Origin of the sequence: Scytonema millei VB511283 (assembly GCF_000817735.3) — a bacterium.
GTDB lineage: Bacteria > Cyanobacteriota > Cyanobacteriia > Cyanobacteriales > Chroococcidiopsidaceae > Chroococcidiopsis > Chroococcidiopsis millei_B.
On sequence record NZ_JTJC03000005.1, the window covers coordinates 252,507 to 267,818 of the forward strand.

General features: G+C 46.0%; 10 protein-coding genes. 5 read left to right on the forward strand and 5 right to left on the reverse strand.

Going from position 1 to position 15,312, the window contains the following annotated elements; all coding sequences use genetic code 11:
- Positions 1-6 precede the first annotated feature (6 nt).
- The 4 genes from QH73_RS18725 (at position 7) to trxB (ending at position 3,847) form a co-directional block, all read left to right on the forward strand.
- Positions 7-468 (forward strand): SRPBCC family protein, encoded by a 462-nt coding sequence (locus QH73_RS18725; RefSeq protein ID WP_039715936.1) that lies wholly within the window; start codon positions 7-9, stop codon positions 466-468.
- Between the two features lie 274 nt (positions 469-742).
- Positions 743-1,243 carry a DUF4112 domain-containing protein gene (locus QH73_RS18730; protein WP_039715935.1) on the forward strand — a complete coding sequence of 167 codons (501 nt, stop codon included), beginning with the start codon at positions 743-745 and terminating at the stop codon, positions 1,241-1,243.
- Positions 1,244-1,262: 19 nt separating this feature from the next.
- Positions 1,263-2,264, forward strand: a complete 1,002-nt coding sequence (locus QH73_RS18735; protein WP_236147079.1) for an alpha/beta fold hydrolase — start codon at positions 1,263-1,265, stop codon at positions 2,262-2,264.
- Positions 2,265-2,479: 215 nt separating this feature from the next.
- On the forward strand, positions 2,480-3,847 hold the full coding sequence (trxB, locus tag QH73_RS18740) for a thioredoxin-disulfide reductase (RefSeq protein ID WP_039715934.1): 1,368 nt from the start codon (positions 2,480-2,482) through the stop codon (positions 3,845-3,847).
- A 69-nt stretch (positions 3,848-3,916) separates the two neighbouring features.
- Here the strand turns inward: trxB and QH73_RS18745 are convergent, their stop codons facing one another.
- From QH73_RS18745 to QH73_RS18760, 4 genes are all read right to left on the reverse strand, one after another.
- A complete protein-coding gene (locus tag QH73_RS18745) occupies positions 3,917-5,083 on the reverse strand; it encodes a hypothetical protein (protein WP_039715933.1) in 1,167 nt (388 codons plus the stop codon).
- 666 nt (positions 5,084-5,749) lie between these two features.
- Positions 5,750-8,203, reverse strand: coding sequence for a phosphoenolpyruvate synthase (gene ppsA / locus QH73_RS18750; protein ID WP_039715932.1), 2,454 nt, complete (start codon positions 8,201-8,203; stop codon positions 5,750-5,752).
- A gap of 268 nt (positions 8,204-8,471) precedes the next feature.
- Positions 8,472-8,660, reverse strand: coding sequence for a hypothetical protein (locus QH73_RS18755; protein WP_039715931.1), 189 nt, complete (start codon positions 8,658-8,660; stop codon positions 8,472-8,474).
- A 76-nt stretch (positions 8,661-8,736) separates the two neighbouring features.
- Entirely contained in the window at positions 8,737-12,723 is a 3,987-nt protein-coding gene (locus tag QH73_RS18760; protein ID WP_039715930.1) for a magnesium chelatase subunit H, read from the reverse strand.
- A gap of 454 nt (positions 12,724-13,177) precedes the next feature.
- Between QH73_RS18760 and QH73_RS18765 the strand changes: the two genes are divergently transcribed.
- On the forward strand, positions 13,178-14,563 hold the full coding sequence (locus QH73_RS18765) for a glycosyltransferase family protein (protein WP_039715929.1): 1,386 nt from the start codon (positions 13,178-13,180) through the stop codon (positions 14,561-14,563).
- A 152-nt stretch (positions 14,564-14,715) separates the two neighbouring features.
- Here the strand turns inward: QH73_RS18765 and QH73_RS18770 are convergent, their stop codons facing one another.
- Positions 14,716-15,099 carry a hypothetical protein gene (locus QH73_RS18770; RefSeq protein WP_039715928.1) on the reverse strand — a complete coding sequence of 128 codons (384 nt, stop codon included), beginning with the start codon at positions 15,097-15,099 and terminating at the stop codon, positions 14,716-14,718.
- Positions 15,100-15,312: the final 213 nt, after the last annotated feature.

Here is a 15,312-nt window from a genome sequence, read left to right on the forward strand (position 1 = left end):
AAGTCAATGCCAGATTGGTTAGAGCATAGCGTACAGGTTGAAGTGCCAGTTCCTATTGACCAAGTATGGGAATTGTGGTCAGATCTGGAGCAGATGCCGCGTTGGATGAAGTGGATTGAGTCGGTAAAAGTGCTGGAGGATAACCCTGAGTTGTCCCGTTGGCATTTGAATACGGGGGGATTGCAGTTCGACTGGCATTCGCGCATTTTGAAGAAAGTACCAAATCAAATTATTCAATGGGAATCTGTGGATGGTCTGCCAAATCAAGGTGCAATTCGGTTTTACGATCGCCACACTAGTACCATTGTTAAGCTCAGCGTCGCCTATGCCTTTCCAGGGATTTTAGGCAAAATTATGGATAGCCTATTTTTAGGTCGTGCGGTCGAATCGACGCTGCAAGCCAATATGGAAAGATTTCGCGATTATGCCATTCAAGCTCAAGCCCAAAAGCAAGAGGTTGGGTGTTAGTTGTTAGTTGTTAGTTGATGGTTGTAGGGGCGGGTTCACCAAAAAACTTTGTTTGTCACCGAGATTTCAGGTAAACCCGCCCGTACAGCAGTAGTAAGTGGCAATACCCACATTTCACACCCTATTGCTAGGTAAATATGGCTATAGGTACAACCCATAGTGTATTCAGCTATGTTTAGATTGACAGTAATAGCCTTTGTGCCAAAGTTCAATTTGCAGTCAATAATCGAGTTATTTTCCCTAGCCCCTAGCCCCTAACTCCTCACCCCTCATTATGTCTCGGACTTCGCCAATTCCTGTTGTGACAAATCATCCCCGGCTTGCTATTATTCAACGCTTGCGTAAACTAACACACCTAATGGATAATGCGATCGCAATTCCAGGGACGAAGTTTCGCATCGGTTTAGACCCCATTTTAGGATTGTTACCAGGAGCGGGAGATTTTATCGGCACGGCGCTTTCTGCATACATAGTACTAGAAGCCGTGCGCTTGGGACTTCCCAAAGAGACGCTGGGAAAAATGGTGAGTAATATTCTTTTAGAAAGCGTAGTTGGTACTGTTCCAATTGTGGGCGACTGGTTTGATTTCGCTTGGAAAGCCAACGTTAAGAACTTGGAGCTAATAGAAACACATTTAGGGGTAACAAATATCAGCAAGCCTGCCAATCGCTGGTTGATGTTTTTACTGGTGATAGGGTTCTTAATTATTGGTATAGGTTTAGTAACCTTGAGTGTGCTAGTTTTTAAACTGCTCTTAAATGCAGTGACTAGCTAATTGAGGTTTTAAGACAGGAATGAAGGACTGGTGGCAGGTAACTTTTCCCCAGGGGAGACAAACATTAAAAATTATCGATGCGAATGGCTACCCAGTTTCTATTGCTTACGGAGAGAAAGGCACGGGTAAGCCACTATTTTTAATACATGGAATTGGCAGTTGGAGTTACAACTGGCGTTATAGCGTCGAACCCTTATCGAAATACTTTCGCGTTATTTGTTTCGATGCTAAAGGTTACGGGTTTTCGGAAAAACCATTACGCAGAGAAAGACACGATCACCAATTGATCGAGCTATCGCGGATTGTGAGCGGCTTGTGCAACGAACCAGCCATCATCGTTGCAGAATCACTAGGTGCATTAGTAAGTTTGGGGCTGGCGCTTGCTTATCCTCAACTGATCGAAAAGTTAATCGTTGTCAATGTTCCAATTTTTCCCGAACGCCTACCGCATTGGGGTATGTGGTTGCTATCGCAATTACCAACAGAAATAGTCAAAGCGATCGATTCAACTCGGTTTCCATATTTTTTTGCCCCCGTCATGCGGGAATTGATGCGATTAGAGCGGCGCTCTGTACTATTCGATCCCTCAATGTTGACAGACGAAGATGTCTATTGGCTGACCTATCCATTTGTAGAATTTCCTGGGACGATCGCCAAAGTTGCAGAAGACTTACAAATTGCAGCAGCGGAAATCGAACACTTACAGGCAAAAAAAACAAGCTTAATTACTAAAATTCAAAATCATTTACACAAAATTAAATGTCCCACCTTAATTTTATGGGGAAAACAAGATAGCTGGTTTCCATGTAGCGATGGTGAGAAATTGCGATCGCGTATCCCCAACGCTCAATTAAAAATTCTGCCAAACTGCGGTCACGATGCCTCCGCTGGTGCGAATCAAGCGGTGAATGCGGCAGTGTTGGAGTTTCTGAGGGGGAGTCGGGAGTCGGGAGTGGGAGAGTGGGAGTCGGGGAAGAGAGCTGGGGGAACTGGGGAGGCTGAGGGAGCGCAAGGTTGCTGAGGGAGCTGAGGAAGAATTTAATTCCGACTTTTGACTTCCGACTTCTGGCTTCTGACTCCTGTACGGGCGGGTTTACCGATCGTATTTGACTCCAACGAGTATTTCGGGTGAACCCGCCCCTACAGTTTTTGACTTTTAACTTTTGACTTTTGACTTCCCTACGACTCTTGCTATAATAACAAAAGCGTAGTCGTTATGAGTTTATTTAGATCCCTATGACCAATCCTGCTGTTGAGAACTTAGTGATTATTGGCTCTGGACCCGCTGGATACACGGCAGCTATCTATGCAGCGCGGGCAAACCTCAAACCTGTTGTCTTTGAAGGCTTTCAAGCAGGGGGCTTACCTGGCGGACAGCTGATGACGACGACAGAAGTAGAAAACTTTCCTGGCTTTCCAGAAGGAATTACAGGACCGGAACTAATGGATCGGATGAAGGCTCAGGCAGAACGCTGGGGAGCAGAGTTATACACCGAAGACGTAATTGCAGTTGACTTGTCGCAGCGTCCTTTTACCGTCCGTTCTGAGGAGCGGGAATTCAAGACGAATAGCATTGTAATTGCGACTGGAGCCACAGCAAAGCGTTTGGGACTACCTTGCGAACATCAGTTTTGGAGCCGAGGCATATCGGCTTGTGCAATCTGTGATGGCGCTACACCAATCTTTCACAGAGCAAAATTAGCCGTGATCGGTGCTGGTGACTCCGCCGCTGAAGAATCGATCTACCTAACTAAATATGGCGACGAGGTACACATGTTAGTGCGGGGTGACAAAATGCGTGCTAGTAAAGCGATGCAAGACCGCGTTTTGAACAATCCTAAAATTACCGTTCACTGGAATACGGAAGCAGTAGATGTGTTTGGCAACGAAAAGCACATGGAAGGCTTGCTGATCCGTAATAACAAAACAGGTGAAGAAAGCAAGCTAGACGTGCGGGGTTTATTCTACGCGATCGGTCACAATCCCAACACATCTCTATTTAAAGGTCAATTGGAATTAGATGATGTGGGATACATTGTTACCAAACACGGTTCTGTAGAAACCAGTGTCGAAGGAGTATTCGCGGCTGGAGACGTGCAAGACCACGAATATCGCCAAGCGATTACGGCTGCTGGTAGCGGTTGTATGGCAGCAATGTTAGCAGAACGGTGGTTATCTGCAAGTGGATCGATCCAAGAATTTCACCAAAAACCAGAGACTCCCAATAACGAATTGGAGCATCAAGCCAAGCAAGCCGCCACGCCAGAAGAGTTCGATCTCGCTCAGACACGGCATCATGGTGGTTATGCTTTACGCAAACTATTCCACGATAGCGATCGCCTGCTAATGGTGAAATACGTCTCGCCTGGATGCGGACCTTGTCATACGCTCAAACCGATTCTCGATAAAGTTGTCGATGAGTTTGACGGCAAGATTCACTTCGTCGAAATTGACATTCAAGCAGACCCCGATATTGCCGAGAACGCTCAAGTCACGGGAACGCCAACGATTCAATTCTTTAAAGATAAAGAGTTGCTGAGCGAAACCAAAGGCGTAAAGCAAAAGAGTCAATATCGCCAGTTGATTGAAAGCTACCTGAATTAATTTGGGGTAATAATTGCGATCGAACAGGCGATCGCAATTATTGACTGGCGATCGCTACGTCTAGCTAAATTAATTCTCGATCGGTGGTGCGAGAGGCGCTCTCAATCTACCACCACCACCAATGTTATCGGGTCGATTATTGTCAATGATGTGTAGAGCTGACATTAGCTTCATCATGTCGTCATAAAAAGCACCGCTACGACCTTCAAAACTATAGCCGTAGCGAGCGCGAAATTCCTCTGGAACACCTTGTTCTACAGCGAGGTAGTAAGCGTCCCAATAAGCATCATCAACTATGTATGCACCATAATTTTGCAATGCCTTGAAAATTTTCTGCCCCGCAGGAGTCTTTAACCCTAAGCTGTCCATCTTCACATGAGCTGGGATTGCTAACAAACTACCTTGTACGAGTTTGGAATTAGTCCCCTTATATTCACTCTCAGCATATCGGTCGGCACGGTCGGCGGGCCAGCGATAACCGGGCATAGATTTAGAATAATGGAGATATTTTTTGCCCCAAACTAAGATTTTGATCGCGTGGCGAATTGGTTCGTCACTTGTTAGTTCGCCTCGGCGAATCGAACCGCCAATCGCCGACATCCCAGACCCGAAGTGAGTGCCTTTAATCCCATCGCCGTAGATGTCTATTCCTCCCCAAGGGTTACGCCAGCCGTGGACGTTTCCACCTGCGGTACAACGGGCAAGGGGTTCGAGTTGCTCGATCGTTCTGCCATCTGGCATCAAAAAGGCTGCGGCGTTATTAGGCGTAGAGTATGGCTGACTGGTTGCGTCTGGGACGATCAAGTTGTCAGGAATTGGTAGAGACAGACCCATCGATTGCTTACCCGTACAGCGTCCAGGACCAAAACTTCCAGGTGATAAAACTGGACGCATTGGATCGCCTGCTTTGAGTTTATAGAAGTACTCCCGATCTGCACCGAAAAAGCCTGCTTTCGGGAGATTTGCTGGTACGTATGTTGCAGTAGCCCCAATTGGCATATTCCAAATCGAAGTAGAGGAGAAGGGCCACAGCCATTTGTCTCGCGATTTGGGGTCTTGGGCTAGAATTCCAGAAGTTACTTGCTGACTAATGAGAAAATCTTGGCTTGGTTTTTGAGCTGACAGATCGCCAGATTTCCCTTGATTATTTGCAGTCGTTGTATGACAGCTACCGATAGTAATACTAAGAACAACACTAGCTGCTAGTGCAATTTGCTGAGCTTGAAACTTACGCATGATCTACTGTGTATCTTTAGTGAGTGCGAGCAAGACAGAGTTTGCTGCTAGTTGAATTCGAGTTGGGGAATTGAAGAAACTTGAAAAATGCGATCGCATATATCTAGACACTTAAGGAAATAGAGTGAAATATCTCAACCGTGAAAATCAGGGCGATCGCGCTTAGTTTAAGTCAACTTTATATAACCATCACAAAATCAAGTTAATATGTATTTTTCAGATCGACCAAGGGCAATTCTACTGAAGTTAAATTACAGTAAAATTGCCGATCTGCAAGCATTAACTCGACCGATATACGGTGTTTGGAGATGTTTGCTAAGCGATATACCTATGATTGAGGACGATTGCCAGCTACTATGCGTTTGATTTATGAGTTAGCAAATTAATACAGTATCTATCGTAGAAATACGTAAATTTTACCTATATTGGAGATCCGTAAAAATAATTAGTACAGCACCAAGCCCCAGCGAATAGAATTCGCGGCTAAATAAACATAGACGTAAAGCAGCTTGCCGTAGGCAAACTAGCCCGCGCGGACTCATGGAAAGTTAAGGGTTAAACTTGCATTCGCGCAGAATAGGCAGGTTTTGCGCGTGTAGCAGCGACTTCAATTGCCAAGTGCAAGCTCTCAAAAAATAGGGCGGGTATAACCCACCCCACAAACTCTTAGCACCCGCGACCCAGCTTCTCTTCTACTTCTGCTACCATCAGCAGAGTTTTGAGTACGGAGTCGGGGTTGAGGCTCATAGAATCTATTCCCTGTTCTACCAAAAACTGAGCAAATTCTGGATAATCGCTGGGAGCTTGACCGCAGATCCCAATTTTACGACCTTTAGCTTTAGCAGTAGCGATCGCCATTTGCACCAATCGCTTAACTCCTGGCGTGCGTTCGTCAAATAAACCTGCCACCAAAGCCGAATCTCGGTCTAATCCAATTGTCAGCTGAGTTAAATCGTTAGAACCAATGGAAAATCCATCAAAGACTTCGCTAAATTCCTCCGCCATCAGAACGTTGTTGGGCAACTCGCACATGACGTAGATTTCTAATCCATCCTTACCCCGTTCTAAACCGTGTTTTGCCATTTCTGCTAAGACTTTACGCCCTTCTTCGGGAGTGCGGCAAAAAGGAATCATGGGAATTAAATTGGTTAACCCCATCTCTTGTCGTACCTGCGCGATCGCCTGACATTCTAAAGCAAAAGCATCGCGATAACGCGGATCGTAGTAACGCGCTGCCCCCCGCCACCCCAGCATCGGGTTTTCTTCCTTGGGTTCAAACTGCTTTCCACCGAGTAAATTGGCATATTCATTTGATTTAAAGTCGCTCATCCGTACAACAACGGGGTTAGGGTAAAAAGCAGCCGCTAGCGTCGCTGCACCTTGGGCTAATTTCTCAATAAAATACTGGGGCTTCTCAGCAAAGAATGCTGTCATCTCGGCAATTTTGGCTTTTTCTGCTTCATCCTCTAGGCGATCGAAATGTAGCAGTGCCAAGGGATGAATCTTAATATAGTTGGCAATAATAAACTCTAACCGTGCCAAGCCCACACCATCGTTAGGAATTGCCGAGAAGCTGAAAGCTTCCGCAGGATTGCCCACGTTCATCATAATTTTGGTACGAGTGCGGGGCAGGTTGTCTAAGGGAACTTCTCGAACTTCAAACGGTAATAATCCCTGGTAAACTTTCCCTTCATCGCCTTCAGCACAGGAAACCGTGACTTCTTGCCCAGAATGCAACACGCTAGTAGCATCGCCACAACCGACGATCGCCGGAATCCCAATTTCTCTGGCGATAATTGCAGCGTGACAAGTTCTACCACCTTGATTTGTCACGATTGCGCTGGCTTTTTTTAAAATAGGTTCCCAGTCGGGGTCTGTTTTATCAGTAACTAACACATCTCCAGTTTGGAAATGGTCGAGTCTATGCACGTCTGTAATGACTTTAACTTTCCCTTGACCGATCGCCTCACCGACACTGCGACCTGTAATTATAGGTGTATTACCATTAGCCCCGACTAAGTGATAGCTGCGTAGAACATTGAGGCTTTTCTGCGATTGTACGGTTTCGGGGCGGGCTTGGACGATAAATAATTGTTCGGTTACGCCGTCTTTTGCCCACTCAATATCCATCGGGGTATAAGTACCGCGGACTTTGGAGTAATGATCTTCAATAATGCAAGCCCATCGCGCTAATTGTAAAACCTCTGCGTCATTCAAGGCATATTTACCGCGATCGCTAGGTACCACGGGAACGTTTCTGGTAACTTTCGATCCGCCTGTATCGTAGACCATTTTGAATTCTTTAGAACCCAATCTTTTGCCTAAAATCGGGCGAAATCCTGCTTTTAGTGTAGGTTTGAAGACGTAGTATTCGTCGGGGTTAATTGCCCCTTGGACGATATTTTCGCCTAATCCATAGGCGGCTGTGATTAGTGCTGCATTTTTAAATCCAGTCTCCGTATCGATGGAAAACATCACCCCAGAAGCAGCTAAGTCAGAACGTACCATTTTTTGCACGCCAATCGAGAGGGCAACACTGAAATGGTCAAAACCTCGGCTGTGACGATAGGAGATGGCGCGATCGGTAAATAGGGAAGCAAAACAACGATGACAGGCAACTAGTACGCCTTCAACGCCGTTGATATTGAGGTAGGATTCTTGCTGTCCGGCAAAACTAGCATCTGGTAAGTCTTCGGCTGTGGCGCTAGAACGAACGGCAACATCAGTGTCAATCCCGTAATTTTCGCATAACTTTTCGTAGGCAGACGCGATCGCCTCTTTTAAGTCTTTCGGGAAAGGCGTGTACCGCAGCATAGATCTTGCTTGTTTACCGCGTTGGCGTAAGTTATTTAGATCTTCCACATCCAAATCGGCAAATAGCGATCGCAATTTGGTGTCTAAACCAGTTTGCTGAATGTAATAGCGATAGGCATAGGCAGTAATCGCAAAGCCGTTAGGGACGTTAATACCTTGGGGTGTGAGTTGTTGGATCATTTCCCCTAAAGAAGCATTTTTCCCACCTACCAAAGCCAGATCGTGAATTCCTACCTCTTCAAACCAGAGAACGAGCGATCGCTCTTTTGCTGCTGGGGAGGTCGTTTCTGTCACCGCCGTTACCATAGCTATTTTCCTCTCTAGTGATTGCTACTGCGATCGAATCAATTTATATCAAGAAGTTAAATTTATGACTTTCTTTTCTAATCTATTAGGGATCAAAGCTTTTTGACACCATATCTAAACGAACCTACATATTTGTGGTTTTTCAACCATTCTGCAAAGAGGATTATTTAGAAATTTATAGTGAAAAAGCTAAAATTGAATTACAGAGAATCTTAGTATTGACTAATCTAACAATTTTTATAAAGACTTGTTGTATAACCTACTGCAACTAGTAAAAATCGAAAAAAACATCAATTTGCCCAATCGCAGTTAAATATATCTGTGCGTTTACTATATCATCGAAAAAACAGGCGCGATCGCCTGTACATATCGTGACAAAATACAATCCATTTGCTGCATAATCTCGATTCGATAACCGTGCAGATTCAATGCGATATTTATTTTTGAATAATGTCATATCGGTTTAGGCACAAATGATATAGAGACGTTGTATGCAACGTCTCTACACGGTTATAACCTAATGAACCTACGATCTATTCAATCCCTTCAATCCGGTCTTCGACTTCCTGATACAATTCGCGTAGCAGATCCAAATTGTTCTCATCAGTATCCCAATAACCGCGTCCATTTGCTTCTAACAAAGTAGAAACCATCTTGCGGAAGGAATGCGGATTTAAATTCAACAACCGCTGACGCATCGCCTCATCTTTAATGAAGGTGTCATTAGCATCTTCGTAGATCCAATTATCGACAGCCCCCGCAGTTGCACTCCAACCCATCGTATTGACTAACCGCTTGGAAAGTTCCCGCACGCCTTCGTAACCGTGAGACAACATTCCCTCATACCACTTGGGATTTAACAACTTGGTACGGGAATCTAAACGCACGGTTTCTGATAGAGTGCGGACTTGAGCGTTAGCTGTCGTTGTATCTGCCATGTAGGAAGCAGGCATCTTACCATCATTTCGCAGACTTGCCACAACTTTCGTCGGATCTGAGTCGTAGTAGTGCGATACGTCCGTTAAACTAATCTCGGAAGAATCAAGATTTTGGAATGTCACCTCAGCAGTTTTAAGCGTGGTTTCAAAAATCTGCCGCGACTGTTCCATCGTTCCAGGATTATCGGCACTGAAAGCAAAGGATTTGCGCTTGAGGTACATTTCCTGTAACTCGGCTTCGCTATCCCAGGTGCTGTTTTCGACTGCCAAATTAATATTGGATGAGTAGGAACCGGAAGCATTAGAAAATACGCGAGTAGCAGCTTGGCGCAAGTTAATTCCCATGTCTTCAGCTTGCTTCAAGGCGTGTTTGCGGACAAAATTCATTTCTACAGGTTCGTCTGCTTCCGCCGCCATTTTCACCGCTTGATCCAGCAGGTTCATTTGGTTGATAAACAAGTCGCGGAAAACACCAGAACAGTTGATGACAACATCAATTCTGGGTCGTCCCAACTCTTCCAAGGGAATCAATTCCAACTTATTCACCCGTCCCAAAGCATCGGGAACCGGACGCACGCCGACCATCCACATAATTTGCGCTAGGGATTCGCCGTAAGTTTTGATATTATCGGTTCCCCAGAGAACGCAGGCGATGGTTTCGGGGAATTTTCCCCCATTTTCTGCCTTATTACGGTCTAACAAACGGTCTACGACGATTTTTGCCGATCGCACCGCTGCCATTGTTGGAATAGCCTGCGGGTCGAGGGCGTGAATATTCTTCCCTGTAGGCAAGACATCGGGGTTGCGGATCGGGTCGCCACCGGGACCAGGTAAGATGTACTCGCCTTCTAATCCCCGTAATAAAGCCCCTAATTCGTTATCTGCACAAACTTGTTGCAGGCAAAATTCCAAGTATTCAAACAACGGTTTGAGGGCAGTCGGATCGACCTTGGCGTAACCTGCTTGGTGCAAAGCTTCTACCCAAGGTTCCTTTTTACCCATATTGAAGAAATTGAGTTTAGAAACCAGGGATACTCTACCTTCTGCGTCGGTTTGTGCCTGTACTAAGGCGCTGACTGCGGCGCGACTGGCGAGGGTGATGTTTTGCAATAATTGCACGTCTTCCAAGAGACCGCGATCGCTATTGTGATAAATTTCGTCAATATCGCGCCCAATGCTATTGGCAATAATCCGTGGTAAACTTTGGATCTCTTCTTCAGACCGATCTAAATTACCAATATTAACCAAAGTTGCGATCGCTTCCTCTGCTGAAGGCGGCTTCCCAATAACGTGCAATCCGCAAGGCAACAACCGCGACTCAATTTCCATCAACTTGCGATACACCAAGCCAACAATATTATCCCGCTCCTCGGCAGTCATATCTTTGGCATCTTGCTCTGGCAAGTTAATATCTTGGTCTAAATTCACCATCCGGCACTTATCCATGATGGTGTTGACAATGGGGATACCGCGACCGGAATCTTTTAAAGTTTGATAAGAAGCGATCAATTCGCTCAATTCCTTCAAACCCTTGTACAAACCAGCATTTTCGGCTGGCGGTGTCAAGTAAGAAATCGTTTCGGCATAACTGCGGCGTTTGGCAATTGTGGCTTCACTGGGGTTATTTGCCGCGTAATAGTACAAGTTGGGAATCATGCCAATCAGATTATCTGGGTAGCAGTCGCCCGACATCCCCATTTGCTTTCCTGGCATAAATTCCAAAGAACCGTGCGTACCAAAATGCAGCACTGCATCGGCTTGCCAAATTTGTTCTAAATACGTGTAGTAAGCCGCGAAACCGTGGTGAGGGCTAGCAGAACGGGAGAATAACAACCGCATCGGGTCGCCTTCATAACCAAACGTTGGCTGTACGCCAATAAAAACGTTACCGAATTGCTTGCCATAGACCAAAAGGTTTTGCCCGTCACTGTTGAGATGCCCTGGCGGTGGACCCCAGTTTTCCTCTAATTTTTGGGAATAGGGGGTGAGTGCTTCGTACTCCGGTACGGACATCTTGTAGGCAACGTTGAGTTCAGGGCTGCTATACTGCGCCTGGGCATCGTGGATCACCTGTTCCATCAACTCTTTGGGCGACCCTGGCAAATCCTGCACGTCATAACCGTTATTCCGCAGGGCTTGCATCACCTCGTAAATGGAACCAAATACATCTAAGTAGGCGGCTGTCCCCACGTTCCCCTTATCGGGTGGAAAGCTGAATACGGTAATGGCAACTTTTTTATCCAGTTTTGGCTTGCGGCGCAGGTTAGCCCACTTCATGGCACGTTGGGCAACTGCTTCAACGCGGTCTTGCAGGGCGATCGCCTTTCCTGTCGCCCCATCTCGACCTGATAATATAATCGGTTCGATCGCCCCATCCAATTCGGGAATGGCAATTTGTAATGCTACTTGAATCGGGTGCAAACCTAGATCGCTATCTTGCCACTCTTCCGTTGTCTGAAACACTAAAGGTAAGGCAACCATGTAGGGACGGTTCAACCGCTTCAGTGCTTCAATTGCCTTTGGATGGTCTTGTCGTGCGGGTCCACCTACCAAAGCAAATCCGGTGAGGGAAATCACCGTATCAACAATCGGATTTTTGCTGACCGGATCGTAGAAATAAGCATCGACAGGCTTGGAAAAGTCCAAACCACCAGCAAAGACAGCAACCACCCGCGCCCCCATTGCTTCAAGTTCCTGTACGATTGCAACGTAATGGGCATCATCCCCCGTTACTAGGTGGGTGCGTTGTAGTACGAGTCCCACGCAAGGCGCTAGCGGGTCTTTTAAGTCGCTAGAGATGTCTTGGCGGCTGTTGTGCCAGTTGAGGTATTCCTTGACATCCTCAAACATCGTAGTTGACAAAGGATGCCAGATACCCATATCGGGATAAACTACGGGTTCCTGGTATTGTAGGGGCGCACGACCGTGCGCCCCTACAGATTTGATGACGTATTTGTCCGCTAACATCAGCAGGAAATTTTCCAGGTTTTCCGGCGAACCGCCCAACCAATACTGAAAACTCAGCATGAAGTTACGCGCATCTTGGGCTTTATCAATGGGTAAATACTTCAGCACCTTGGGCAGGGTTTGGAGTAGCTTTAGCATTCCATCTTGGAAAGAAGACCCAGATTTTTCTTTCCGCTTGCGCATGAATTGGGCGATGGCGCTTTTGGATTGTCCCAACTGCGCCATCGAAAAGCTACCCATCTTGTTAAGGCGCATCACCTCTGGCATTGAGGGGAAGACAACAGCCACATCCAATTGCGATCGGTGCGGTTCTACTGCTGCTACTACCTTTTGCGCCAAGTCTTCAATGAAAATCAGTGAGGCGATGAAGATGTCGGCAGTTTGGATCTCGCGCTTAAACTCCTCGTAGTTTTCAGGATCTCGGAGTTCTTCAATCAGATAGCCGCTAATTTCGATCGCCAAATTCGGATTGCTTTGGTTAATTTGGCGTACCGCTTGCGATAAGGCACTCTGATACTGGGACTCTAGCACGACATAGACCACCTTGATCAAAGCACGTTCTGCCAGGTTGTCGGGCGTAATGTGTCGGATGGTGGACTTGACGTGTGTGAACATTCGGTAAGGCTCCTTTGATGCGTGTTCTCTGTCTGTAGGGATCTCTGGCAATGAACGTAGGACACCAGATAAACACTTTCCTAATGTCCCACTTGTACCTCTACGCAGTAAGCTCGACGATCTCTACAGATTGTGAACTGGTCGCGTTACAGTTGAAAAACCGTACTGCGATCGGCGTAGAAAATACACGGCACATGAGTTTTTTTTATCAGAAAGTGCCTCCCAAAAGTTAGAGTCAGGCTGTAACTGACACAATTTGATAAAAATTTCGTAACTTTTCGTTACGTTTGTTAATTTTGCATGAAGTCGCTAATCATAGGATTTTCCCTAATCTTTGCAAAATTTTAATAAATAAATTTTAAAATTATGCTGTTAAATCTTCGTTTTATGATACTCATAAAAGTCTAAAAAATTAAAAACAAGGGTATGAAAAGGTACAAATGACCAATGACAAATGACAAATAACATCGATATCTTGGTTTTGTCTAATGGTCCTGGGGAAGTCACAACCTGGGTGCGTCCCGTCGTGCAAGCTTTGCGTCAGCAACTAGGAGACGATCGCTCTCATGTCAGAATTTCCGTCGTGCTTTCTCCTTGTCCGAATGCCAGTGGCAAAGAAGCCGCGATCGCCCAATCTTACTCAGAAGTAGATAGAGTGCAAGCAGCAGAGCATTTCTGGCAATTTTTGCTCTGGGGCAAAACCGCAGACAACTGGGATTGGAGAACTCGCGGTGTTGTGGTGTTTTTAGGCGGAGATCAATTATTTTCAGTCATCATTGGCAAGCGTCTCGGTTATCGTACTGTAGTTTACGTCGAGTGGGAAACGCGCTGGCATAGTTGGATCGATCGCTTTGCCGTCATGAAACCAGACTTAATCGATAGCGCTCCATCAAAACATACCCACAAGTTTACGGTAGTAGGGGATTTGATGGCAGAAGCCTCTGGAGGAGTGAGGAGTGAGGAGCGAGGAGTGAGGGGAGAGCAGGGAAGCAGAGGAGCAGGGAAAGCAGGGGAGAATAACTACCAACTACCAACTACCAACTACCAACTACCAATTATCCATGACCAATCCAAAATTGAATTAATTGGTTTATTACCAGGCTCCAAAGCTGCGAAACTATCACAGGGAGTACCTTTGATGTTAGCGATCGCAGAATACATTCATACACAACGACCGCAGACGCGCTTTGTCATTCCCGTCGCACCTACTTTAGACGTGCAAACTCTGGCTGACTTTGCCAACCGTGAAAAAAATCCAATTATTCCTTTAGTAGAAGGTTCCACAGCCGAACTAATTCCTCACTCCGCGTCCCCCACTCCGCACCTCGCACCCCTCACTCCTCACTCCTCACCCCTACTAAAAACAGCTGGCGGCTTAGTAGTAGAATTGTGGACGCGATCGCCTGCTTACGATCTGTTATCTCAATGTTGTTTGTGCTTGACAACCGTAGGCGCAAATACAGCCGAATTAGGCTCTCTAGGCGTGCCAATGATTGTTTTGTTACCGACTCAGCAACTAGACGCGATGCGGGCTTGGGATGGTATCCCAGGGGTACTCGTAAATTTACCTTTAATAGGAACGAGTATGGCAAAAGCAATTAACTGGTTAGTATTGCAGCGATTGGGCTTGCGATCGTGGCCCAACATCTGGGCAAAATCGGAAATCGTGCCAGAACTGGTCGGTAAACTCCAACCTCAAACTGTAGCAGACCTCGTACTCGACTATCTACAGCATCCAGAAAAACTAGAAGAAATGCGCTTCAAATTACGCAGCGTGCGTGGACAAACAGGAGCCGCCGCTAAAATTGCTCAGATCGTGTGCGAAGAACTTGGCAAATAAAGGGAGTAGGGAGTAGGGAGCAGGGAGGGACAAGGGAGACAAGGGAGCAACTACCAACTACCAACCACCAACTACCAATTACCCATTATCCCCCTTTGCGTTCTTACTGATAACTGACAACTGACAACTGACAACTGACAACTGACAACCGTTCACTGTTCCCTACCGTCTCGTCGTCCTAACTCGTAGACTCCGCAGCTAACGCAGGCAAGTATACCCATACTAATTGCCCAACTCCGACCTAAGCTCAGTTCGATGCCGTAATCACACAAGCTGCCAAAAATCAAAAAAGGCACAATGCTGAATAGTGAAGCGTAAAAAGCGTTCTGGGATTCTCTAGCTATACGGGTTTTTTCAAATTCGGCTCGATTTATGTAAAGCGATCGCTCGGCAAAATTAAACCAGCGTTGGAGCTGGTGTACGATCCAGTCGCCTATGCCTGAAAAAGCTAAATATAACGCCAGCGACCACAAACTAGCTCCAGCGATCGCAGTAGCATCTAAATTGAGAGTAAACGGCAACATTTCTGTCAGCATGAGGTAAGAGCGTCTGGCGATCGAGATTTAATTCATTAATTTAAAAATTCTAACGATAAATTTACACATTCGCGAGTGGTTCTGCGCAGTTCGCCGATCGCTGACTCAGAGTAGATGCGTCCTTCCGTAGATTTACCCTTGCTATGGCAAGATAAATCGTGTTAAGTTTTTGCAGGATTTTCAGCAAATTGTGAGAAATCTAATTATTCACAT

Bases quoted from the DNA above. Each gene is read 5' to 3' on its own strand.
- trxB (WP_039715934.1), top strand. From the start codon at position 2,480: ATGACCAATCCTGCTGTTGAGAACTTAGTGATTATTGGCTCTGGACCC.
- QH73_RS18730 (WP_039715935.1), top strand. From the start codon at position 743: ATGTCTCGGACTTCGCCAATTCCTGTTGTGACAAATCATCCCCGGCTT.
- QH73_RS18725 (WP_039715936.1), top strand. From the start codon at position 7: ATGCCAGATTGGTTAGAGCATAGCGTACAGGTTGAAGTGCCAGTTCCT.
- QH73_RS18735 (WP_236147079.1), top strand. From the start codon at position 1,263: ATGAAGGACTGGTGGCAGGTAACTTTTCCCCAGGGGAGACAAACATTA.
- QH73_RS18745 (WP_039715933.1), bottom strand. From the start codon at position 5,083: ATGCGTAAGTTTCAAGCTCAGCAAATTGCACTAGCAGCTAGTGTTGTT.
- QH73_RS18770 (WP_039715928.1), bottom strand. From the start codon at position 15,099: ATGCTGACAGAAATGTTGCCGTTTACTCTCAATTTAGATGCTACTGCG.
- QH73_RS18760 (WP_039715930.1), bottom strand. From the start codon at position 12,723: ATGTTCACACACGTCAAGTCCACCATCCGACACATTACGCCCGACAAC.
- ppsA (WP_039715932.1), bottom strand. From the start codon at position 8,203: ATGGTAACGGCGGTGACAGAAACGACCTCCCCAGCAGCAAAAGAGCGA.
- QH73_RS18765 (WP_039715929.1), top strand. From the start codon at position 13,178: ATGACAAATAACATCGATATCTTGGTTTTGTCTAATGGTCCTGGGGAA.
- QH73_RS18755 (WP_039715931.1), bottom strand. From the start codon at position 8,660: ATGACATTATTCAAAAATAAATATCGCATTGAATCTGCACGGTTATCG.